Source organism: Humibacillus xanthopallidus (assembly GCF_006717145.1).
Classification (GTDB): Bacteria; Actinomycetota; Actinomycetes; order Actinomycetales; family Dermatophilaceae; genus Humibacillus; species Humibacillus xanthopallidus.
On the sequence record NZ_VFQF01000001.1, the window covers coordinates 2,073,524 to 2,092,064 of the forward strand.

Genomic DNA, 18,541 nt, shown 5'->3' on the forward strand with positions numbered 1-18,541 from the left:
CGACGGGGGGCCTAGGGTTGTCCCTCATGTCCGCCGACCCCTCCACGCCGGTGCGGCTCTCCGGGCGCTACGTGCTCGGCGAGCCGCTCGCTGTCGGCGGCATGGGCGAGGTCCACGTCGCCACCGACGAGCGCCTCGCGCGCAAGGTCGCCGTCAAGCTGCTCCACCGCGCGCACGGCTCCTCCGCGGAGGCTGTCGAGCGCTTCCGCCGTGAGGCCGTCGTCGTGGCCGGCCTGCTGCACCCCTCGATCGCCCAGGTCTACGACTACGGCGTGCAGGACGACGGCCTCGACGAGCCGGCGCACTTCATCGTCATGGAGCTCGCCCCTGGCACCGACCTCGCCGACCTGCTGAGACGCCGTGGGCGCCTCGAGCCCGACGAGGCGGTCACCATCGCCACGCAGGTGTGCGCCGCACTCACCGAGGCGCACCGGGCGGGCGTCGTGCACCGCGACATCAAGCCCGGCAACGTCATCGTCTCGCCCGACCTGCACGTCAAGGTCACCGACTTCGGCATCGCGCGCAGCCTCGGACACAGTGCCCTCACCGACGTCGGCACGATCCTCGGCACCGCCGCCTACCTCCCGCCGGAGCAGGCCCGCGGCGAGGCCGCGACGCCGGCGTCCGACCTCTACTCGCTGGGCATCCTGCTCTACCAGATGCTGACCGGGCGGCCTCCCTTCGAGGGAGACACCCCCGTCGCCGTCGCCCTGCGCCACCTCGACGAGCCGGTCCCCGCGCCGAGCGCCTCCACCCCCGGGGTCCCGGCCGGCCTCGACCGCGTCGTCGAGGTCGCGACGGCCAAGGACCCCGCCAACCGCTACGCGGATGCCGCAGCGATGGCCGCAGCACTCCGGCGGGCCCTCTCCGACGACCCGGCCCCGACGGCGCGAGCGCTGACCCTCCCCGCGCCCCTCCCCGCGGCAGACGCCGACGCGACGGCGCGCGTGGCCGCGGCGCTCCAGGCGACCCGCGCCATGCCTGCCCTGCCACCCGCGGAAGCTGCAGCTCCCCCGCCGGCGCGGCCGGTTCGGCCGGTTCGGCCGGTTCGGCCGGTTCGGTCGGCTCGGCCGCAGCCGTCGGCTCGGCCCAGAACATCCTCGGCACCCGGCAGAGTCCCACCTGCAGGGTGGGTCGCCGCGGCTGTCGCAACCCTCGTCCTCGTCGTCGGTGGCGGCATGCTCCTGGCCGATCGCCCCGAGGCACCTCGCGTCGCGTCCGGGCCCTCCATCGCGCCCGGGCCCGCGGCGACGACGACCGGCTCGCCCACCCCGACCCGCGTGCCCACGTCCAAGGCTGCCGCCCCGACACCCGAGCAGCCCACGTCGACCCAGCCCGCCGGCGAGGTGCGCCTCCCCGACGGGCTCGTCGGTTCCCGGGCCGCCGACGCGAGGCAGACCCTAGAGGTGATGGGCCTTCGCGTCGAGACCGTGCAGGTGCGCTCGCGCGCCGACCGTGGCCAGGTGCTCGCCACCGTGCCAGGCGCAGGAGCCAGCGTGCCCGCCGGGCAGACCGTCGTCCTCGTCGTCAGCCGCGGTGGCGGCAAGTCCGACACCACGCCGGGGAGCAGGTCCGGCGGCGACGCCCTCACCGTGCCCGGGTGGGTCGTCGGGTCGCCGGTAGCGGACGTGCGCGACAACCTCCCCGACAACCTGCGCGTCACGACAGTCGCGATGCCGTCGTCCCAGCCGAAGGGGACCGTCGTCGCGACGTGGCCCGGGGTGGGCGAGCCGCTGGCCGACGGTCAGCTCGTCCTGCTCGTCGCCGGCGGCCGGGGCGACTGAACGGCCCGAATTCTGTGGCCACACAGGCGGGGTCGTGCAGTACGTTCGGCGGGTGACCGACACCCCTGACACCCAGACCGCTCCGTCGCAGGCCACCCGCCCGCAGACCGACGTCGACCGCATCGCTGAGCGCTACTTCGACGCCGCAGTCGCGCTCAGCCCCATCAACGCGACCTTCCTCGGCGTGCCCGGTGGCGAGGAGGACCTCGACGACCTCTCCCCCGCCGGCAACGCCGCCGCGTCGCAGGTGCGCCGCACCGCCCTCGCCGAGCTCGCCGGCGCCTCCCCCGCCGACGACGTCGACCGGGTCACCGTCGCCGCGATGACCGAGCGGCTCCAGCTCGCCGAGGACCGGTATGCCGCGGGCCTCGACGAGATGTCGCTCAACGTCCTCGCCTCCCCGCTCCAGAGCGTCCGCGACGTCTTCGACCTCATGCCGCAGGACACCGAGGGCGACTGGCGCGTCTTCGCCACCCGCATGGGCAAGATCCCGGCCGCGCTCGAGGGCTACCAGGAGGCGCTTCTCGTCGCCCGCGACCGCGGACAGGTCTCGCCGCGCCGGCAGGTGCAGGCCTGCGCCGAGCAGTCGCGCGACCTCACGACCGACGACGGCTACTTCGCCAAGGTCGTCGCCGACGCGACGGTCGGCGACGAGCCGCTCGCGGGTGAGGTGAGGGAGGCGCTCACCGCGTCCGCGGCAGCCGCCGCCGCCGCATACGGCTCGATGGCTGACTGGCTCGAGCGCGAGCTGCTCCCCCACGCTCCCGAGGACGACGCGTGCGGGCGCGAGCGCTACGCCCTCGAGTCGCGCTACTTCCTCGGCGCGGCCGTCGACCTCGAGGAGACCTACCGCTGGGGCCAGCAGGAGGTCGCGAGCCTCCACGCCCAGATGAGCGAGATCGCCGATGGCCTCGAGCCCGGCGCCTCCGTCGAGCGGGGCGTCGAGATCCTCGACGCCGACGAGAAGTACCAGCTGCATGGGACCGACGCGCTCAAGGCCTGGATGCAGGAGCGCGCCGACGAGGTCATCGCCGACCTCAAGGACGTCCACTTCGACATCCCCGGCCCGGTCCAGTGCATCGAGTGCATGATCGCCCCGACGCAGACGGGCGGCATCTACTACACCGGGCCGTCCGACGACTTCAGCCGCCCGGGACGCATGTGGTGGTCGGTGCCCAAGGGCAACACCGAGTTCCGCACGTGGAACGAGCTGACGACCGTCTACCACGAGGGCGTCCCCGGCCATCACCTCCAGGTCGCGCAGACCGTCTACCGCTCCGAGCTGCTCAACAAGTGGCGGCGCCTCGAGGCCTGGACGTCGGGCCACGGTGAGGGGTGGGCACTCTACGCGGAGCGCCTCATGGCCGAGCTCGGCTACATGGACGACCCCGGCAATCGGATGGGTTGGCTTGCGGGACAGTCCCTTCGGGCCGCACGTGTCGTCATCGACATCGGCGTGCACTGCGGCTTCGACGCACCCGACGAGGTCGGCGGTGGCGCGTGGGACTACGACAAGGCGTGGACCTACCTGACCCGCTACGGCTTCATGGACGAGAAGGTCCTGCGCTTCGAGCTCAACCGCTACCTCGGCTGGCCGGGGCAGGCGCCGAGCTACAAGATCGGCGAGCGGCTCTGGCTCCAGCTCCGCGACGAGGTCAAGGAGCGCCAGGGCGACGCCTTCGACCTCAAGGCCTTCCACCGCCGCGCCCTCGACATCGGTGGGGTCGGCCTCGACACCCTTCGGGCCGCGGTGCTCGACGAGATCTGACGTCAGCCTCGCCCGGCCACGCCGCCACGCCGTCCCGACCGCTACGGTCGGGGCGGCGCGGCCGTCCTATGCTGCGGTATGCCGCGTAGCCCCCTCACCTCGCAGCCCGCCGTCCGTCTCGTGCTGGCCTCCGCGTCGCCGGCCCGGCTCACGACGCTGCGGGCGGCCGGGGTGTGGCCCTCGGTCGTCGTCAGCACCGTCGACGAGGACCTCGTCGTCGCCGAGGCGCTCGAGCGCTACGGCCCGCTGGAGGCCGCCGACATCGCCCTGCTCCTCGCGCGCGCGAAGGCCGAGGACGTCGCGTCGGCCGGTGACCTGGGCGCGGTCGTCCTCGGGTGCGACTCGGTCCTCGAGCTCGAGGGCCAGGTCCACGGCAAGCCCGCCGACGCCGCCGAGGCGAGGGCGCGCTGGCGCCGGATGCGCGGACGGTCAGGGGTGCTGCACACCGGCCACTGGATCGTCGACGACCGCGACGACCACGGCGGGGCGACGCTCGGGGCGACCGCCTCGACGACGGTCCACTTCGCCAAGCTCTCCGACGACGAGATCGACGCCTACGTCGCGACGGGCGAGCCGCTCCTCGTCGCCGGCGCCTTCACGATCGACGGCCTCGGCGGCCCGTTCGTCACGGCGATCGAGGGTGACCACCACAACGTCGTCGGCCTCTCGCTCCCCCTGCTGCGCGACCTGCTCGCCGATGCCGGCATCGAGTGGTTCGACGTCGTCGGCGCAGCGCCCGGCGACGATCAGGGGTAGAGGTCGTCGGTGAGGTTCTCGATCACGAGGTAGTGCTGCAGCCAGTACCACATCTGCGCCGCGCCGAGCAGGACGATGCCGAGCAGCAGCCAGTAGCGGTAGCGCCGCCACCACGGCAGCTTGAGGAACCACGCGATGACGAGCGTGAACGGGAACGCGAGCATCGCATAGCGCACCCGGCTCGGCGTCGTGCTCGTGACGAGCAGCAGGTAGGCGGGGTAGGCGCCGGCCCATCCCCAGATCTCCGGCCCCCAGCGCCACGAGTTCTTCGACAGCATGAACCACGTGAAGCCGGCGACCCCCAGCACTCCGAGCACCTGGCCCGCGATGCCCCAGTAGTCGTAGAGCAGACCCCACCAGAGGTAGAGCTTGAGCTTCGTCTCGATGTTCCAGGCGAGCATCGTCTGGTTGTAGGCGTCGGGGGTGTCGGTGCCGATCGAGACGATCGTCGGCCACAGGAAGGTCAGCGCGGCGGCATACGCGGCGAGCGCAGCCATCCCCCACCGGAAGCGCACCGGGTGCTCGCCCTCGTCGTGCTGGCGCCAGCGGACGACGGCGTGCGCGATGATCACGGGCACCATGGCGACGACGACGTTGCGGGTCAGGGAGAGGGCGAGCAGCGCGACGACGACCCACGCATACCGCCTCGCCCGCAGGAGCAGCATGACGGTGACGACGAGCAGCAGCGCGGCGGACTCCGTGTAGGACGCCGAGAAGGCGGCCGAGGCGATGTAGAAGCTCGTCGCCGTCACGGCGACGATGGCCTCCCAGCGCCCGACCGCCTGGTCGACGAGCTTGAAGAGCAGGTGCATCGCGACGAAGCCGAGCAGCGTCGAGAGCAGCGGGCCGACGATCTCGAAGGGCAGCCCGGTCACCTTCATGATGGCGCCGACCGTCATCGGGAAGACGGGGAAGAACGCCCAGGGGTTCATGTCGATGCCGCCCCACCCGGCGCGCGGCAGCACGGCCGGGTAGCCGTGCTCGGCGATGACGCGGTACCACTGGCCGTCCCAGCCGCTCATCACCGTCCAGTAGCCGGGGCTCTCGGGCGAGGGGTAGAAGATGCGGATGTTGGCCGTGCCGATGGGCAGCGGGATCTGGCTGCGGGCCAGCAGGATGCCCGCGATGAGCACCCAGATGCGCGAGAGCCCGTAGACGGCGAACGGGAACCAGACCGGGAAGCGCCGGTAGAACGGCTGGCGGGCCTCGGCCTCGCGGTCGGGGTGCTCGAGGCGGTGACCGAGGCGCGGCTCAGACCGGCGGGACGGAGCGTCGGCGCTCGCTGAAGTGACGGTCACGCCGGGAAGCATAAGCCAGTCGTCGGCTCACCTCCGAGCGAAGCTCATCGGCCTCGACCACCGCGTCGAGCACGAGGTCGGCCGCGAGACGCTCGATGTCGACGTCCTGCTCGTACTCCCGGCGGCGCTCTGCGACGAACGCGTCGCGGGCCTCGGGGCCCTGCTCGGCGCCGATCTCGGCGATCTTGTTGGCGTAGACGGCGTTGACCGCGGCCTCCGGACCCATGACGGCGATGCGGGCCGTCGGCAGCGCGATCGTCGCGTCGGGGCCGAAGCCGGGGCCGCCCATCGCGTAGAGCCCGGCGCCGTAGGCCTTGCGCACGACGACGCACAGCTGCGGCACCGTGGCGGACGCCACCGCGCTGACCATCTTGGCCCCGTGCCGGATGATGCCACCGCGCTCGACCTCCGAGCCGATCATGAAGCCCGGCACGTCGGCGAGGTAGACCAGCGGGATGCCGAAGGCGTCGCAGAGCCAGATGAAGCGGGCGGCCTTGTCGGCGCTGTCGGTGAAGAGCACGCCGCCCTTGACCGCCGAGTTGTTGGCGACGATGCCGACGCTCTCGCCGTGGATGCGGCCGAAGCCGATGACGAGCTCGCCCGCCCAGAGCGGCTTGAGCTCGAAGAAGGAGTCCTCGTCGACGAGACCGTCGATGACCTCGTGGATGTCGAACGGCACCGACTCCCGCTCGGGCACGGTGTGGGCCGTGAGGGGCTCGGAGGGCTCCTCCACGGCATACGTCGGCGGGTGGTCGCGCCACGTGCCGGGCACGTAGGAGAAGTAGAGCTTGGCGAGCTCGATGGCCTCGGCGTCGTCGTGGGCGAGCAGGTCGCCGACCCCCGAGACGGTGCAGTGCATCCGCGCGCCGCCCATCTCCTCGAGCGTCACCTTCTCGCCGACGACCATCTCGGCCATGCGCGGGCTGCCGAGATACATCGAGGCGTTGCCCTCGACCATGATGATGAGGTCGCAGAAGCTCGGGATGTAGGCGCCGCCGGCGGCGCTCGGGCCGAAGAGGCAGCAGATCTGCGGCACCCGGCCCGAGAGGGCGACCTGGTTGTGGAAGATGCGCCCCGCGCCGCGGCGGCCGGGGAACATCTCGACCTGGTCGGTGATGCGCGCGCCCGCCGAGTCGACGAACCAGAAGACCGGCAGCTCCTCGCGCAACGCCATCTCCGTGGCGCGCACGATCTTCTCGACCGTGCGCGCTCCCCACGACCCGGCCTTGACGGTCGGGTCGTTGGCGATGACGATCGCGGGTCGACCGTCGACCGTGCCGCGACCGGTGACGACGCCGTCGGCGGGCAGCCCGGGCTGCAGCGCGTTGGCGTAGCGCCCGTCCTCGACGAAGGAGCCCTCGTCGAAGAGCAGGGCGATGCGGTCGCGGACGTAGATCTTGCCCTGGGCGTCGAGCTTGGCCTGCGCCTTGTCGGGGGCGCTCGCCGAGGCGAGGTATGCCGCGTGGAGGCGGGCCCGCACGTCGGCGACCCGCGGGTCGGCGTGGGGGTTGGTGCCGGAGTTGGTGCCGCGGTCGGTTCCCGAGCTGGCGCCGAGGCTTGCCCCCGCGGCAGCGCCCGTGTCGAGCTCGGTCATGCCGGAAGGCCTAGTCCGCGGGCGATGAGCATCCGCTGCACCTCGGAGGTGCCCTCGCCGATCTCGAGGATCTTGGCGTCGCGGTAGAAGCGGGCCACGGGGTACTCCTCCATGAAGCCGTTGCCCCCGAAGACCTGCGTCGCGATGCGGGTGGCCGACACCGCGGCCTCCGTCGAGTAGAGCTTGGCGATGGACGCCGCGTGCTTGACCTCGGCGACGGAGCGCCGGCCCGCGTGCAGCTCGTCCTTGAGCCAGGCCGCCTTGTAGGTCAGCAGCCGGGCGCCCTCGACCATGACGGCGAGGTCGGCGAGCTGGAAGGACACGCCCTGGTTGACGCCGATCGGACGGCCGAAGGCGATGCGGGTCTTCGCGTAGTCGGTGGCGAGCTCGAGGCAGGCCTGCGCGCACCCGACGGCGAGCGCCGAGATCGCGATGCGGCCGTCGTCGAGGGTCTTGAGGAACTGCTTGAAGCCCTGCCCCGGCTCGCCGAGCATGTTGTCGATCGGCACCCGGCAGGCCTCGAAGGTGAGGCCGTGGGTGTCGGAGACGTGCCAGCCGAGCTTGTGGTAGGCGGGTTCGACGATGAAGCCGGGCGTGCCGGCCGGCACCATGATGGCCGAGATCTCGGGCGCACCGGCGGCTGTGGTGCCGGTGCGGGCGGTCACGGTGACGACCGACGTGATCTCGGTGCCGGAGTTGGTGATGAAGGCCTTGGCGCCGTCGATGACCCACTCGTCGCCGTCGCGCACGGCGCGGGTGCGGCTCGCGGCGGCGTCGGAGCCCGCCTCGGGCTCGGTGAGGCCGAAGCCGGCGAGCGTGCGCCCGGCGACGAGGTCGGGCAGGAAGCGCTGCTTCTGCTCCTCGGTGCCGTAGGTGAGGATCGGGTTGATGCCGAGCCCCACACCGGCCGACAGGGTGATGCCGATGGACTGGTCGACCCGGCCGAGCTCCTCGATCGCGACGCAGAGGCTCGTGAAGTCGCCGCTCTCGCCGGCGCCGCCGTACTCCTCCGGCACGACGAGGCCGAAGAGCCCGAGCTCGCCCATCTTCGGCACGAGGTCGGTCGGGAAGTAGGAGGCGGCGTCCCACTTGGCGATGTTGGGCGCGACCTCGTTCTCGGCGAAGTCGCGGACGACCGCGCGGAAGTCCTCGTGGTCCTGGCTGAGCTCGAACATCGCTGTTCTCCTGAAGGCTGGTGGGTCGCCGTCACGCGCTCGTGGCCCGTGCTTGACGTTGACGTAAACGTAAAGCATGATCGGGCCCATGACAAGTGGCGCAGCGACCCGCACGTCCGAGGCCACCTGGACCATCGCGCAGGTGGCCGAGGATTTCGGGGTCACGCACCGCACCGTGCGCCACTACGAGGACCTCGGCCTCATCTCCCCCGAGCGTCGCGGCACGCAACGGGTCTACCGCCGCCGCGACCGCACGCGCCTCGGGCTCATCCTGCGCGGCAAGCGCCTCGGCTTCCCGCTCGAGGAGATCCGCACGATCATCGACCTGTTCGACGCCCCCCGCGGCCGCCGTACGCAGCTCGAGTACGTCCTCGGCCAGATCGACGAGCGCCGCGCCGACCTCGACCAGCGGCTCAAGGACGTCCAGGACGCCATCGCCGAGCTCGGGGAGTTCGAGCGACGCTGCCGCGAGGACCTCGACAAGCTCGCGTGACACGATGGGTCGCATGACCGCTGACCCGAAGATCTCCGAATACGCGCACCCCGAACGGCTCGTGACCACCGAGTGGCTCGCCGAGCAGATCGAGGCCGGACGGCTCGGTGGGCCCGACGGCATCGCCCTGCTCGAGTCCGACGAGGACGTGCTCCTCTACGCGACCGGCCACATCCCCGGCGCGGTGAAGATCGACTGGCACGTCGACCTCAACGACCCCGTGGCGCGCGACTACGTCGACGGCGTCGGCTTCGCGAAGGTCATGGGTGAGCGCGGCATCCGGCGTGACACGACGGTCGTCCTCTACGGCGACAAGAGCAACTGGTGGGCGGCCTACGCGCTGTGGGTCTTCAGCCTCTTCGGCCACGACGACGTGCGCCTGCTCGACGGTGGCCGGGCGAAGTGGATCGCCGAGGGCCGCGAGCTGACCCGGGACGTGCCGACCCCGACCCCGGTCGACTACCCCGTCGCCGAGCGCGACGACGCCCCGATCCGCGCCTTCAAGGACGACGTGCTCGCCCACCTCGGCAAGCCGCTCGTCGACGTCCGCTCCCCCGGCGAGTACTCCGGCGAGCTGCTCCACATGCCCGATTACCCCCAGGAGGGGGCGATGCGCGGTGGCCACATCCCCGGCGCGAAGTCCGTGCCGTGGGCGCGGGCGGCGAACGAGGACGGCTCGTTCAAGTCGCGCGCCGAGCTCGAGGCGATCTACCTCACCGAGCAGGGTCTCGCGCCGACCGACGACGTCGTCGCCTACTGCCGCATCGGCGAGCGCTCGTCGCACACGTGGTTCGTGCTGACGCACCTGCTCGGCTTCCCGTCGGTGCGCAACTACGACGGCTCGTGGACCGAGTGGGGCAACGCCGTCCGCGTCCCGATCGAGAAGTGAGCGCGGTGAGCGACACCCCGCTCCCGGCCTCCCTCGCCGAGATCGCCGACGACTTCCGCTCCGCGAGCAACGACCTCAAGCTCCAGCTCCTGCTGGAGTTCAGTGACGAGCTCCCGGCGCTGCCGGAGCGGTATGCCGGCCGGCTCGATCAGCTCGAACGTGTCGACGAGTGCCAGTCGCCGCTCTTCCTCACCGTCGAGGTCGACGACGGTGACTCGCCCGAGCAGCGCGAGGTCCACCTCTTCTTCGACGCACCGGCCGAGGCCCCGACGACGCGGGGCTTCGCCGGGATCCTCCACGAGGGGCTCGACGGGCTTTCGGCCGCCGAGGTGCTCGCCGTGCCCGACGACGCCCCGATGCGCTTCGGTCTCGCCGAGGCCGTCTCGCCGCTGCGCCTGCGCGGCATGGTCGCGATGCTCGGACGGATCAAGCGCCAGGTCAGAGCCAAGACCGCCACCTGACGACGCGCACCCCCGCCCACCCCCGCAACACCCCCCGAATCGAGGTGATCCCGGGCCCCACGCGGGTGCCACCATCACCTCGAATCGCAGGGCACACTCCCCGAATCGAGGTGATCCCGGGCCCCACGTAGGTGCCGCCATCACCTCGAATCGCATGGCACACTCCCCCGAATCGAGGTGATCCCGGGCCCCACGCGGGTGCCAGCATCACCTCGACCCGGGGTGGGGGCTCCCCGAATCGAGGTGATCCCGGGCCGCACGTGGGTGCCACCATCACCTCGAATCGGGGGGTGGAGGGGCTGAGGTGAGGTCCTCGGGGTCTCGGAAGTAGGTCTTCTTGGCCCGCAGCCCGCGGTTCGCCAGCCAGGTGAGCACCCAGAGCAGGACGCCGAGGACGAGCAGCCCGCCACCGATCCGGTAGTGCTCGGCGGGCCGGCCCGAGAGCGGCAGCACGAGGAAGAAGCAGGCGAGCGCTCCGATGACCGGCAGGGCCGACGGGGTGACGAAGTGCTTGCCGGGCAACGGGTCTCGCCGCAGCACGAGGACGACGATGTTGACGATCGTGAAGACGCCGAGGAGCAGCAGCGACGTCGTGCCGCCGAGCGCCGCGATCGCATCGGTGCTCGCGAAGGAGACGTAGCCGATCAGGCCGAAGGCGATGAGCGTCGTGAAGATGATCGCGGCATACGGCGTGCGGCGTGTCGGGTGCACCTTGCCGAGGAAGTGCGGCAGGACGTCCTGGCGGCTCATCCCGTAGAGCAGGCGCGAGGCCATCAGCATGTTGATGAGCGCCGAGTTGGCGACGGCGAACATCGAGATGAACGGCAGCAGGTCCTTGATCGGCACGCCGGGGGCTGCGGTCTCGACGACCGTCACGAGCGGAGTGTCGCTGTCGGCGAGCACCCCCACGGGCACGAGGGCCACCGAGCACAGCGAGATGAGGACGTAGATGACGCCGGTGATGCCAAGGCCGGTGAGCATCATCTTCGGGAAGATCCGCACCGGGTCCTTGGTCTCCTCGGCCATGTTGACCGAGTCCTCGAAGCCGACCATCGCGAAGAAGGCGAGCGAGGTCGCCGCCGTCACGGCGAAGAAGGACGACTTGTCGCCGGGCGAGTCGAAGATGAGGGTGCGCGACCAGTCGCCCTTGCCGCCGAAGAGGGCGAAGAAGCCGACGAAGATGACGAGCAGCAGGCCCGACAGCTCGACGAGGGTGAGCACGATGTTGGCCTTGACGCTCTCGCCGACGCCGCGGAAGTTGATAGCCCCCACGAGGGTCATGAAGCCGAGCGCGACGAGCAGGATGAGCCCGCTGTTCTTGTCGTCGAGGCCGAAGCCCTTGGCGAGGTTCGAGGCGAACGCCCGCGATGCCGTGGAGGCCGAGGTGATGCCGGAGCACATCACGGTGAAGCAGACGATGAAGGTGAGAAAGTGGATGCCGAACGCCTTGTGCGTGTAGAGCGCCGCCCCAGCCGCCTGGGGGTACTTCGTCACCAGCTCGAGGTAGGAGAACGCCGTCAGGATGGCGATCGCGAAGGCGACGAGGAACGGCGCCCAGGCGGCGCCCCCGACCTCCGCCGCGACGTCGCCGGTCAGGGCGTAGACGCCGGTGCCGAGGATGTCTCCGACGATGAAGAGCAGGAGCAGCCCCGGCCCCATGACCCGTTTGAGCTCGCCGCTCTCCTCGACCTCGCGATCCCTCTCTGCAACGTGAGCCATGTCGCCTCCCTGCGTCTGATGGCCGTTGCGACCGGCGTCGCTCCCTCCACCTTGGCCGAGCCGACAGGGGTCGGCAACGCGAGAGTGCCCCGGCAGCGCGACGTCAGCCGCCGACGCGGGTGCGCACCTCGTAGAGCTCGGGGAAGAAGGTGAGGTCGAGGGCCCGCCGCAGGAAGTCGACGCCGCTCGACCCGCCGGTGCCGGTCTTCTGCCCGATCGTGCGCTGCACGACCTGCAGGTGGCGGAAGCGCCACTGCTGGAAGTTGTCCTCGAGGTCGACGAGCTCCTCGCACGTCTCGTAGACGCCCCAGTGCTCGCTCGGCCGGGCGTAGACGTCGGCGAACACGTCGACGAGGTCCTCGCTCAGGCGGTAGGGCTGCGACCAGTCACGGTCGAGCACCTCGGCGGGGACGGCATACCCCCGCCGGGCGAGGTAGGCGAGGAACTCGTCGTAGAGGCTCGGCTCGCGCAGCAGCGCGTCGAGCGCGGTGCGGGCGCCCTCGTCGTGCGAGAAGACCGCGACCATGTCGGCGTTCTTGTTGCCGAGCAGGAACTCCACCTCGCGGTACTGCGCCGACTGGAAGCCCGAGCTCGCGGCGAGGAAGGGCCGGATCTCGGCGTACTCGCTCGGGGTGAGCGTCGCGAGCACCGACCACTGGTCGGTGAGGGTGTGCTGGATGTGCTTGACCCGGGCCAGCCGCTTGAGCGCCGGGCCGAGGTCGTCGCTCATGAGCAGCGTTCTGGCAGAACGCAGCTCATGGATCAGCAGTTTCAGCCAGAGCTCGGACGTCTGGTGCTGGATGATGAAGAGCAGCTCGTCGTGCTGGGGTGGGTCGCTGAGCGGCTGCTGGGCGCTGAGCAGCGTGTCGAGGCGCAGGTAGTCGCCGTAGGACATCTTGCGCGTGAAGTCGCGCTGGATGCCCTGCTCGAGATCGCGCTTGCTGCGGGGGTCGGTCGCTCCGTCGACGGCACTGTCCATGCGGCCGATCCTAGGGGCCCCCGGATGGCCCCGAGGCCCGACCGATCAGGACGGCCGAGGGCGGATGCGCACGAGGTGCGACACGACGCCGGGGATCCATCCGGTCTCGCGGCGCATCCACCGGGCGCCGACGAGGTTGTGCGGCACGATGACGGTGTCGGCGCGCGCCGCGACGAGGCCGAGGTCGGTGCCGAAGACATCGGTGACGACCGCCCACTCGCGGGCGCTGTGCCGCGCGAGGTGCTCGCCGATGGCGATGGCATACGCCTCGACGACGGCGTCAGGACTGACCGCACCGGGGTCCTCGGACGCACGGTGGAACGCCTCGTCGTAGTGCGAGCCGATCGACTCGAGGTCGTCGACGTCGACCCCCTCGGCGCTCGCCGCCTCGAGGGCGGCCGCGATGCGGGCCCGCTCCGCGTCGTCCAGCGAGCGTGCGACCGGCCGGTCGGGCAGATCGGTGACGAGGTCGTCGTCCTCGGCCGGGTCCGGCGCGACGTCGACGGCAGCTGCGTCCTTGTCCTTGCGGGAGAACAGTCCCATGACGCCAACCTAGTACGGGCGGGCCCGCCGCGCTCCGGCGTCAGCCGAAGGTGTCGGGGTCGGGGCCCGTACGCGTGCCACGGTCCAGCGCCGCGAGCGCCTCGAGGGCGCCGTCGCCGAGCGTGAAGCCGCCGATGCCGAAGTTCTCCTCGATGCGGGCCGGGGTCACCGAGCGGGTCAGCACGACGTTGCCGAGCTCGATGTGCCACCGCAGGACGACCTGGGCGGGCGTGACGCCGTGGGCGGCGGCGAGGTCGAGCACGACCTCGTCCCCGAGCAGGCCCGCGCGCACGGCGAGCGGGCTCCAGGCCTCGGTGACGATGCCGTGCTCGGCGTGGAAGGCCCGCAGCTCGCGCTGCTGGAGGTAGGGGCTCAGCTCGATCTGGTTGACCGACGGCAGCACCCCCGTCTCGTCGAGCAGTCTCTGCAGGTGCGGCACCTGGAAGTTGCAGACGCCGACCGAGCGCACCCGGCCCTCGCGCTGCAGGTCGAGCATGGACTTCCACGCGTCGACGTAGGCGTCCTGCTTCGGCGCCGGCCAGTGGATGAGGTAGAGGTCGAGGGTCTCGATGCCGAGCCGTGCCATCGAGGCGTTGAAGGCCGCCGGCACGTCGCGGTGGTCGTCGTTCCACACCTTCGTCGTCACGAAGATGTCGTCGCGCGGCACGTCGGTCGCCGCGAGCACGCGGCCGACCCCCGCCTCGTTGCCGTAGAGCCGCGCCGTGTCGATGTGGCGGTAGCCGATCTCGAGCGCCCGGCCGAAGGACGCGTCGACGTCGCCGTCGGGGACCTCCCAGACCCCGAAGCCCAGCTGGGGGATCGCGAGACCCGGAGTCGAGGCGTGGCCCAGCGGCAGGGAGGCAAAGGTGTCCGACGTCATGATTTCACCGTACCCACGTCCCGCTAGGCTCCGATCCATGGCATCCATCAGCAAGGTTCTCATCGCCAACCGTGGGGAGATCGCGGTCCGCATCGCGCGGGCGTGCACCGACAGCGCGATCGCCTCGGTCGCCGTCTATGCCGACCCGGACCGTGATGCCCTGCACGTCAAGGTCGCCGACGAGGCCTATGCCCTCGGCGGCTCCACGCCAGGAGACAGCTACCTCGACCAGGCGAAGCTTCTCGACGTCGCCCGCCGCGCCGGCGCCGACGCGGTGCACCCGGGCTACGGCTTCCTCGCCGAGAACGCCTCCTTCGCCCAGGCGGTCATCGACGCCGGGCTCATCTGGATCGGCCCCGGTCCCGAGGCGATCGACTCCCTCGGCGACAAGGTCAAGGCGCGCCACATCGCGACCCGGGCCGGCGCCCCGCTCGTTCCCGGCACCAAGGACCCCGTCTCGGGCGCCGACGAGGTCGTCGAGTTCGCCAAGGAGCACGGCCTGCCCGTCGCCATCAAGGCGGCATACGGCGGCGGCGGCCGCGGCCTCAAGGTCGCGCGCGAGATCGACGAGATCCCGCACCTCTACGACTCCGCCGTGCGCGAGGCGGTCACCGCCTTCGGCCGCGGCGAGTGCTTCGTCGAGCGCTTCCTCGACCACCCCCGCCACGTCGAGACCCAGTGCCTGGCCGACCAGCACGGCAACGTCGTCGTCGTCTCGACCCGCGACTGCTCGCTCCAGCGCCGCAACCAGAAGCTCGTCGAGGAGGCCCCCGCGCCGTTCCTCACCGAGGCGCAGCACACCGAGATCCTCCGCGCGAGCAAGGCGATCCTCAAGGAGGCCGGCTACGTCGGCGCCGGCACGTGCGAGTTCCTCGTCGGCCCGGCCGGCGACATCAGCTTCCTCGAGGTCAACACCCGCCTCCAGGTCGAGCACCCGGTCACCGAGGAGGTTACCGGCATCGACCTCGTGCGCGAGCAGTTCCGCATCGCGAACGGCGAGAGCCTCGACTACCCCGACCCCGAGCCGCACGCCCACTCGATCGAGTTCCGCATCAACGGCGAGGACGCCGGCCGCGGCTTCCTGCCCGCCCCCGGCACCGTGACCCGCTACCGGTTGCCCACCGGCCCCGGCGTGCGCGTCGACTCCGGCGTCGTCGAGGGCGACACGATCGGCGGCGCCTTCGACTCGATGCTCGCCAAGCTCATCGTCACCGGTCGCACCCGCCAGCAGGCGATCGAGCGCTCGCGCCGGGCCCTCGCGGAGTTCGAGGTCGACGGCATGCCGACGGTCATCCCGTTCCACCGCGCCGTCGTGTCCGACCCGGCCTTCGCGCCCGAGGACGGCTCCCCCTTCACGATCCACACCCGCTGGATCGAGACGGAGTTCGACAACACCATCGCCCCGTATGCCGGTGGGTCGGCTGACGCTGCCGAGCTCGAGCCGCGCCAGACCGTCGTCGTCGAGGTCGGGGGCAAGCGCCTCGAGGTCTCGCTGCCCGGCGACCTCTCGCTCGGTGGTGGCGGTGGTGGCGGCGCGGCCGCCCGCAAGAAGGCTCCCAAGCGCTCCGGCGCCGGCAAGTCCGGTGCGGCCGCCTCGGGCGACTCCCTGACGGCTCCGATGCAGGGCACGATCGTCAAGATCGCGGTCGAGGAGGGCGCCACGGTGGCCTCCGGCGACCTCGTCATCGTCCTCGAGGCGATGAAGATGGAGCAGCCGATCACCGCGCACCGCGACGGTGTCGTCACCGGCCTCACCGCCAAGGTCGGCGAGACCGTCTCGTCCGGAGCCGTGCTCGCCGAGATCAAGGACGCCGAAGCCTGACCGAGCGTACGCCGCGGGCCTGGCCACGCGGCATACGCCGGCGGAGACGGCCAGTGGCCACGACCTGACGGTCGTGGCCACTCGTGCGTCTGCGGTCGGTCAGGGGCGCTGGGGCGGGTCGCCGAGCGTGATGTCGCCCTGGCCACCGCCGGGAAGGTTGGGGTTCGGCACTCCTGGGAGGTCCTGCTCCCCCGCGGGCTCACCGGCCGGCGGGATCTCCGACGGGCCCGGGTCGCCCGGAAGGTTCGGGTCGACCGGCGCCGGGTCGACGGGGTCGACCGGCGGAGGCGTCGGAGCGGGCTCCGGCGACGGTGCCGGCTCGGGCATGGGCGCTGGCTCCGGCGACGGTGCCGGCTCCGGGGTGGGGGCCGGGGTAGGCGACGGTGCCGGCTCGGCCGTCGGGACGGTCTCGGCGTCGGCAGCCTCGGGCGGCAGTCCGAGCCCCTCGCGGACCTTGTCGGTGCCCTGGTCGAGCTGGTCGGCGTACTTCCCGCCGGTGCGCTCGTTGATGATCTCCTCGGCCTTGTCGATGCCCTGCCCTGCCTGGTCGGGGTGGCCCTTGATGAAGTCCTTCGCCTTCTCGATCCAGTCGCTCATGCGTGTCCTCGTGGTTGGGTCTGGCGCAGCCGAGGGCCGCTCCCATGGCCGACCCCGACGCGGCGGCGGGCGCCGCCACAGTCGGGAGGCTACGCCTCTGGCACACTGCTGGGGTGCTTGCGACCCTGCCCGTTGCCGCCTCGTCCCAGCCGGGGTTCTCCTTCGCCAACCTGCTCATCCTCGCGGTGGCCGTGGCGGTGCTCTATCCCGTGCAGAAGAAGATCCGCGAGGTCGCGTCGCGACGCCGGCGCGAGCGCTGGGCGCGCGAGGACCGTGAGGCGGAGGAGGCGCTGCGGCGCCGCGACGGCAACGGCACGGCCGGCCCGGGGCCTGACGCCTTCTGAGCCGTCAGTCCGACTGGTGCAGCTGGCGGGCCGCCTCCGCGATCGAGCCCGAGAGCGACGGGTAGACGGTGATCGTGCTCGCCACCTGGTCGACCGAGAGCCGGTTCTGCACGGCGAGCGCCACGGGGTGGATGAGCTCTGACGCCTTGGGCGCGACGACGACGCCGCCGAGCACCGTGCCGTAGCCCTTGCGGCAGAAGAGCTTGACGAAGCCGTCGGTGATGCCCTGCATCTTGGCGCGCGGGTTGCGGGCGAGCGGCAGCATGACCGACTCGACATCGGCCGACTCGTCGGCCGCGGCCTGCCCGATGCCGACCGTCGCGATCTCGGGCTCGGTGAAGATGTTGGCGGCGACGCCGGTGACGTTGAGCGGCGACACGGCGTCGCCGAGCGCGTGCCACATCGCGATGCGTCCCTGCATGGCGGCCACCGAGGCGAGCGGCAGCACTCCGGTGCAGTCGCCGGCCGCATAGATGCCGGGGATGTTGGTGCGCGAGACCCGGTCGACCTGGAGGTGGCCCTGGGGGCCGAGCTCGACGCCGATCTCCTCGAGGCCGAGGCCGGTCGTGTTGGGCACGGAGCCCACGGCGAGCAGGGCGTGCGACCCCTCGACGGTGCGGCCGTCGACGAGCGTAACGACGACCCCGTCGGCCGTGCGCTCGACGGCGGCTGCACGTGACCTGCCGAGCACCTCCATCCCCCGCTTGCGGAAGACGTCCTCGATGACGGTGGCGGCATCGGCGTCCTCGCCCGGAAGCACCCGATCGCGGGAGGAGACGAGCACGACCTGCGAGCCGAGCCCGAGGTAGGCCTGGGCGAGCTCGGCACCCGTGACGCCGGAGCCGATGACGATGACCCGCTCGGGCAGCTCGGGCAGGGCGTAGATCTGCTGCCACGTGAGGATGCGCTCGCCGTCGGGCCGCATCGTGTCCATGACACGGGGCGAGGCACCGGTCGCGACGAGGATGACCTCGGCGGCCAGCTCCTGCGTCGTGCCGTCGGCGAGCTCGGCGACGACGAGGCCCCGCTCCGCGACGCGGGCCGTCCCGCGCAGCACGGTGACGCCAACCTGCTCGAGGCTGCGCTGGATGTCGGTGCTCTGCGCGGCTGCGAGGTCGAGGATGCGGTCGTTGACGGTGTGCGCGAGCGCCACGGCGTCGGTGACCTCGTCGCCGTCCGCGTCCTGCAGGCGCACCCCGAGCCTCGCCGCGACCTCGAAGTCGGACATGTAGTCGGCGGTGGCGATGAGCGCCTTGCTCGGCACGCAGTCGGTGAGCACCGCGGCGCCGCCCACGCCGTCGCGCTCGACGACGGTGACCGTGGCCCCGAGCTGGGCGGCTACGAGTGCGGCCTCGTAGCCACCGGGGCCACCGCCGATGACGACGACGGACGTGTCTCGCGTGATCACGCGTCCATCCAACCATCCCGCCCCGCGGCCG

General features: G+C 71.6%; 17 protein-coding genes. 8 read left to right on the top strand and 9 right to left on the bottom strand.

The window, feature by feature from the left end; all coding sequences use genetic code 11:
- Positions 1-26: 26 nt before the first annotated feature.
- The 3 genes from FHX52_RS09085 to FHX52_RS09095 all read left to right on the top strand — a co-directional run bounded on the left by FHX52_RS09085 (position 27) and on the right by FHX52_RS09095 (position 4,308).
- The gene (locus FHX52_RS09085) at positions 27-1,784 is read left to right on the top strand and encodes a protein kinase domain-containing protein (RefSeq protein ID WP_185747149.1); all 1,758 of its coding nucleotides are present in this window, start codon (positions 27-29) and stop codon (positions 1,782-1,784) included.
- A 52-nt stretch (positions 1,785-1,836) separates the two neighbouring features.
- The gene (locus FHX52_RS09090) at positions 1,837-3,552 is read left to right on the top strand and encodes a DUF885 domain-containing protein (protein ID WP_141821594.1); all 1,716 of its coding nucleotides are present in this window, start codon (positions 1,837-1,839) and stop codon (positions 3,550-3,552) included.
- Between the two features lie 78 nt (positions 3,553-3,630).
- The gene (locus tag FHX52_RS09095; protein ID WP_141821595.1) at positions 3,631-4,308 is read left to right on the top strand and encodes a Maf family protein; all 678 of its coding nucleotides are present in this window, start codon (positions 3,631-3,633) and stop codon (positions 4,306-4,308) included.
- Here FHX52_RS09095 and FHX52_RS09100 read toward each other — a convergent pair.
- From FHX52_RS09100 to FHX52_RS09110, 3 genes are read right to left on the bottom strand one after another with little or no spacing between them, the layout of a single operon-like run.
- Positions 4,299-5,606, bottom strand: coding sequence for a hypothetical protein (locus tag FHX52_RS09100; protein ID WP_246069731.1), 1,308 nt, complete (start codon positions 5,604-5,606; stop codon positions 4,299-4,301). The genes FHX52_RS09095 and FHX52_RS09100 overlap by 10 nt on opposite strands.
- The gene (locus FHX52_RS09105; protein ID WP_246069733.1) at positions 5,560-7,200 is read right to left on the bottom strand and encodes an acyl-CoA carboxylase subunit beta; all 1,641 of its coding nucleotides are present in this window, start codon (positions 7,198-7,200) and stop codon (positions 5,560-5,562) included. The genes FHX52_RS09100 and FHX52_RS09105 overlap by 47 nt, the downstream gene beginning before the upstream one ends.
- Positions 7,197-8,375: an acyl-CoA dehydrogenase family protein gene (locus FHX52_RS09110; protein ID WP_141821597.1), complete on the bottom strand. Its 1,179-nt coding sequence runs from the start codon at positions 8,373-8,375 to the stop codon at positions 7,197-7,199. The genes FHX52_RS09105 and FHX52_RS09110 overlap by 4 nt, the downstream gene beginning before the upstream one ends.
- An 88-nt stretch (positions 8,376-8,463) precedes the next feature.
- Between FHX52_RS09110 and FHX52_RS09115 the strand changes: the two genes are divergently transcribed.
- From FHX52_RS09115 to FHX52_RS09125, 3 genes are read left to right on the top strand one after another with little or no spacing between them, the layout of a single operon-like run.
- Positions 8,464-8,868, top strand: a complete 405-nt coding sequence (locus FHX52_RS09115) for a MerR family transcriptional regulator (RefSeq protein ID WP_141821598.1) — start codon at positions 8,464-8,466, stop codon at positions 8,866-8,868.
- A gap of 13 nt (positions 8,869-8,881) precedes the next feature.
- Positions 8,882-9,757, top strand: coding sequence for a sulfurtransferase (locus FHX52_RS09120; RefSeq protein ID WP_141821599.1), 876 nt, complete (start codon positions 8,882-8,884; stop codon positions 9,755-9,757).
- A gap of 5 nt (positions 9,758-9,762) precedes the next feature.
- Entirely contained in the window at positions 9,763-10,218 is a 456-nt protein-coding gene (locus tag FHX52_RS09125; protein ID WP_141821600.1) for a SufE family protein, read from the top strand.
- Between the two features lie 273 nt (positions 10,219-10,491).
- Here the strand turns inward: FHX52_RS09125 and FHX52_RS09130 are convergent, their stop codons facing one another.
- The 4 genes from FHX52_RS09130 to FHX52_RS09145 all read right to left on the bottom strand — a co-directional run bounded on the left by FHX52_RS09130 (position 10,492) and on the right by FHX52_RS09145 (position 14,339).
- On the bottom strand, positions 10,492-11,937 hold the full coding sequence (locus FHX52_RS09130) for an APC family permease (RefSeq protein WP_246069735.1): 1,446 nt from the start codon (positions 11,935-11,937) through the stop codon (positions 10,492-10,494).
- Between the two features lie 103 nt (positions 11,938-12,040).
- Positions 12,041-12,916, bottom strand: a complete 876-nt coding sequence (kynA, locus tag FHX52_RS09135) for a tryptophan 2,3-dioxygenase (RefSeq protein WP_141821601.1) — start codon at positions 12,914-12,916, stop codon at positions 12,041-12,043.
- 45 nt (positions 12,917-12,961) lie between these two features.
- Entirely contained in the window at positions 12,962-13,459 is a 498-nt protein-coding gene (locus tag FHX52_RS09140) for a DUF3806 domain-containing protein (protein WP_141821602.1), read from the bottom strand.
- 40 nt (positions 13,460-13,499) lie between these two features.
- Complete coding sequence (locus FHX52_RS09145) at positions 13,500-14,339, bottom strand: aldo/keto reductase (protein WP_141821603.1); 840 nt, start codon at positions 14,337-14,339, stop codon at positions 13,500-13,502.
- 37 nt (positions 14,340-14,376) lie between these two features.
- Between FHX52_RS09145 and FHX52_RS09150 the strand changes: the two genes are divergently transcribed.
- Positions 14,377-16,161, top strand: a complete 1,785-nt coding sequence (locus FHX52_RS09150) for an acetyl/propionyl/methylcrotonyl-CoA carboxylase subunit alpha (RefSeq protein ID WP_141821604.1) — start codon at positions 14,377-14,379, stop codon at positions 16,159-16,161.
- A 99-nt stretch (positions 16,162-16,260) separates the two neighbouring features.
- On the opposite strand, the gene FHX52_RS24115 is transcribed toward FHX52_RS09150, so the two are convergent.
- Positions 16,261-16,758 carry an antitoxin gene (locus FHX52_RS24115; protein WP_141821605.1) on the bottom strand — a complete coding sequence of 166 codons (498 nt, stop codon included), beginning with the start codon at positions 16,756-16,758 and terminating at the stop codon, positions 16,261-16,263.
- A gap of 44 nt (positions 16,759-16,802) precedes the next feature.
- Here FHX52_RS24115 and FHX52_RS09160 point away from each other — a divergent pair, with 44 nt between their 5' ends.
- Positions 16,803-17,102, top strand: coding sequence for a hypothetical protein (locus FHX52_RS09160; protein WP_141821606.1), 300 nt, complete (start codon positions 16,803-16,805; stop codon positions 17,100-17,102).
- A 4-nt stretch (positions 17,103-17,106) separates the two neighbouring features.
- Here the strand turns inward: FHX52_RS09160 and FHX52_RS09165 are convergent, their stop codons facing one another.
- Positions 17,107-18,510, bottom strand: a complete 1,404-nt coding sequence (locus tag FHX52_RS09165; protein ID WP_141821607.1) for an NAD(P)H-quinone dehydrogenase — start codon at positions 18,508-18,510, stop codon at positions 17,107-17,109.
- Positions 18,511-18,541: the final 31 nt, after the last annotated feature.

What these genes read in the sequence shown, in the direction of transcription:
- FHX52_RS09085 (WP_185747149.1), top strand. Translation starts at nt 27, where the DNA reads ATGTCCGCCGACCCCTCCACGCCGGTGCGGCTCTCCGGGCGCTACGTG.
- FHX52_RS09095 (WP_141821595.1), top strand. Translation starts at nt 3,631, where the DNA reads ATGCCGCGTAGCCCCCTCACCTCGCAGCCCGCCGTCCGTCTCGTGCTG.
- FHX52_RS09105 (WP_246069733.1), bottom strand. Translation starts at nt 7,200, where the DNA reads ATGACCGAGCTCGACACGGGCGCTGCCGCGGGGGCAAGCCTCGGCGCC.
- FHX52_RS09110 (WP_141821597.1), bottom strand. Translation starts at nt 8,375, where the DNA reads ATGTTCGAGCTCAGCCAGGACCACGAGGACTTCCGCGCGGTCGTCCGC.
- FHX52_RS09115 (WP_141821598.1), top strand. Translation starts at nt 8,464, where the DNA reads ATGACAAGTGGCGCAGCGACCCGCACGTCCGAGGCCACCTGGACCATC.
- FHX52_RS09120 (WP_141821599.1), top strand. Translation starts at nt 8,882, where the DNA reads ATGACCGCTGACCCGAAGATCTCCGAATACGCGCACCCCGAACGGCTC.
- FHX52_RS09130 (WP_246069735.1), bottom strand. Translation starts at nt 11,937, where the DNA reads ATGGCTCACGTTGCAGAGAGGGATCGCGAGGTCGAGGAGAGCGGCGAG.
- kynA (WP_141821601.1), bottom strand. Translation starts at nt 12,916, where the DNA reads ATGGACAGTGCCGTCGACGGAGCGACCGACCCCCGCAGCAAGCGCGAT.
- FHX52_RS09140 (WP_141821602.1), bottom strand. Translation starts at nt 13,459, where the DNA reads ATGGGACTGTTCTCCCGCAAGGACAAGGACGCAGCTGCCGTCGACGTC.
- FHX52_RS09145 (WP_141821603.1), bottom strand. Translation starts at nt 14,339, where the DNA reads ATGACGTCGGACACCTTTGCCTCCCTGCCGCTGGGCCACGCCTCGACT.
- FHX52_RS09150 (WP_141821604.1), top strand. Translation starts at nt 14,377, where the DNA reads ATGGCATCCATCAGCAAGGTTCTCATCGCCAACCGTGGGGAGATCGCG.
- FHX52_RS24115 (WP_141821605.1), bottom strand. Translation starts at nt 16,758, where the DNA reads ATGAGCGACTGGATCGAGAAGGCGAAGGACTTCATCAAGGGCCACCCC.
- FHX52_RS09160 (WP_141821606.1), top strand. Translation starts at nt 16,803, where the DNA reads ATGGCCGACCCCGACGCGGCGGCGGGCGCCGCCACAGTCGGGAGGCTA.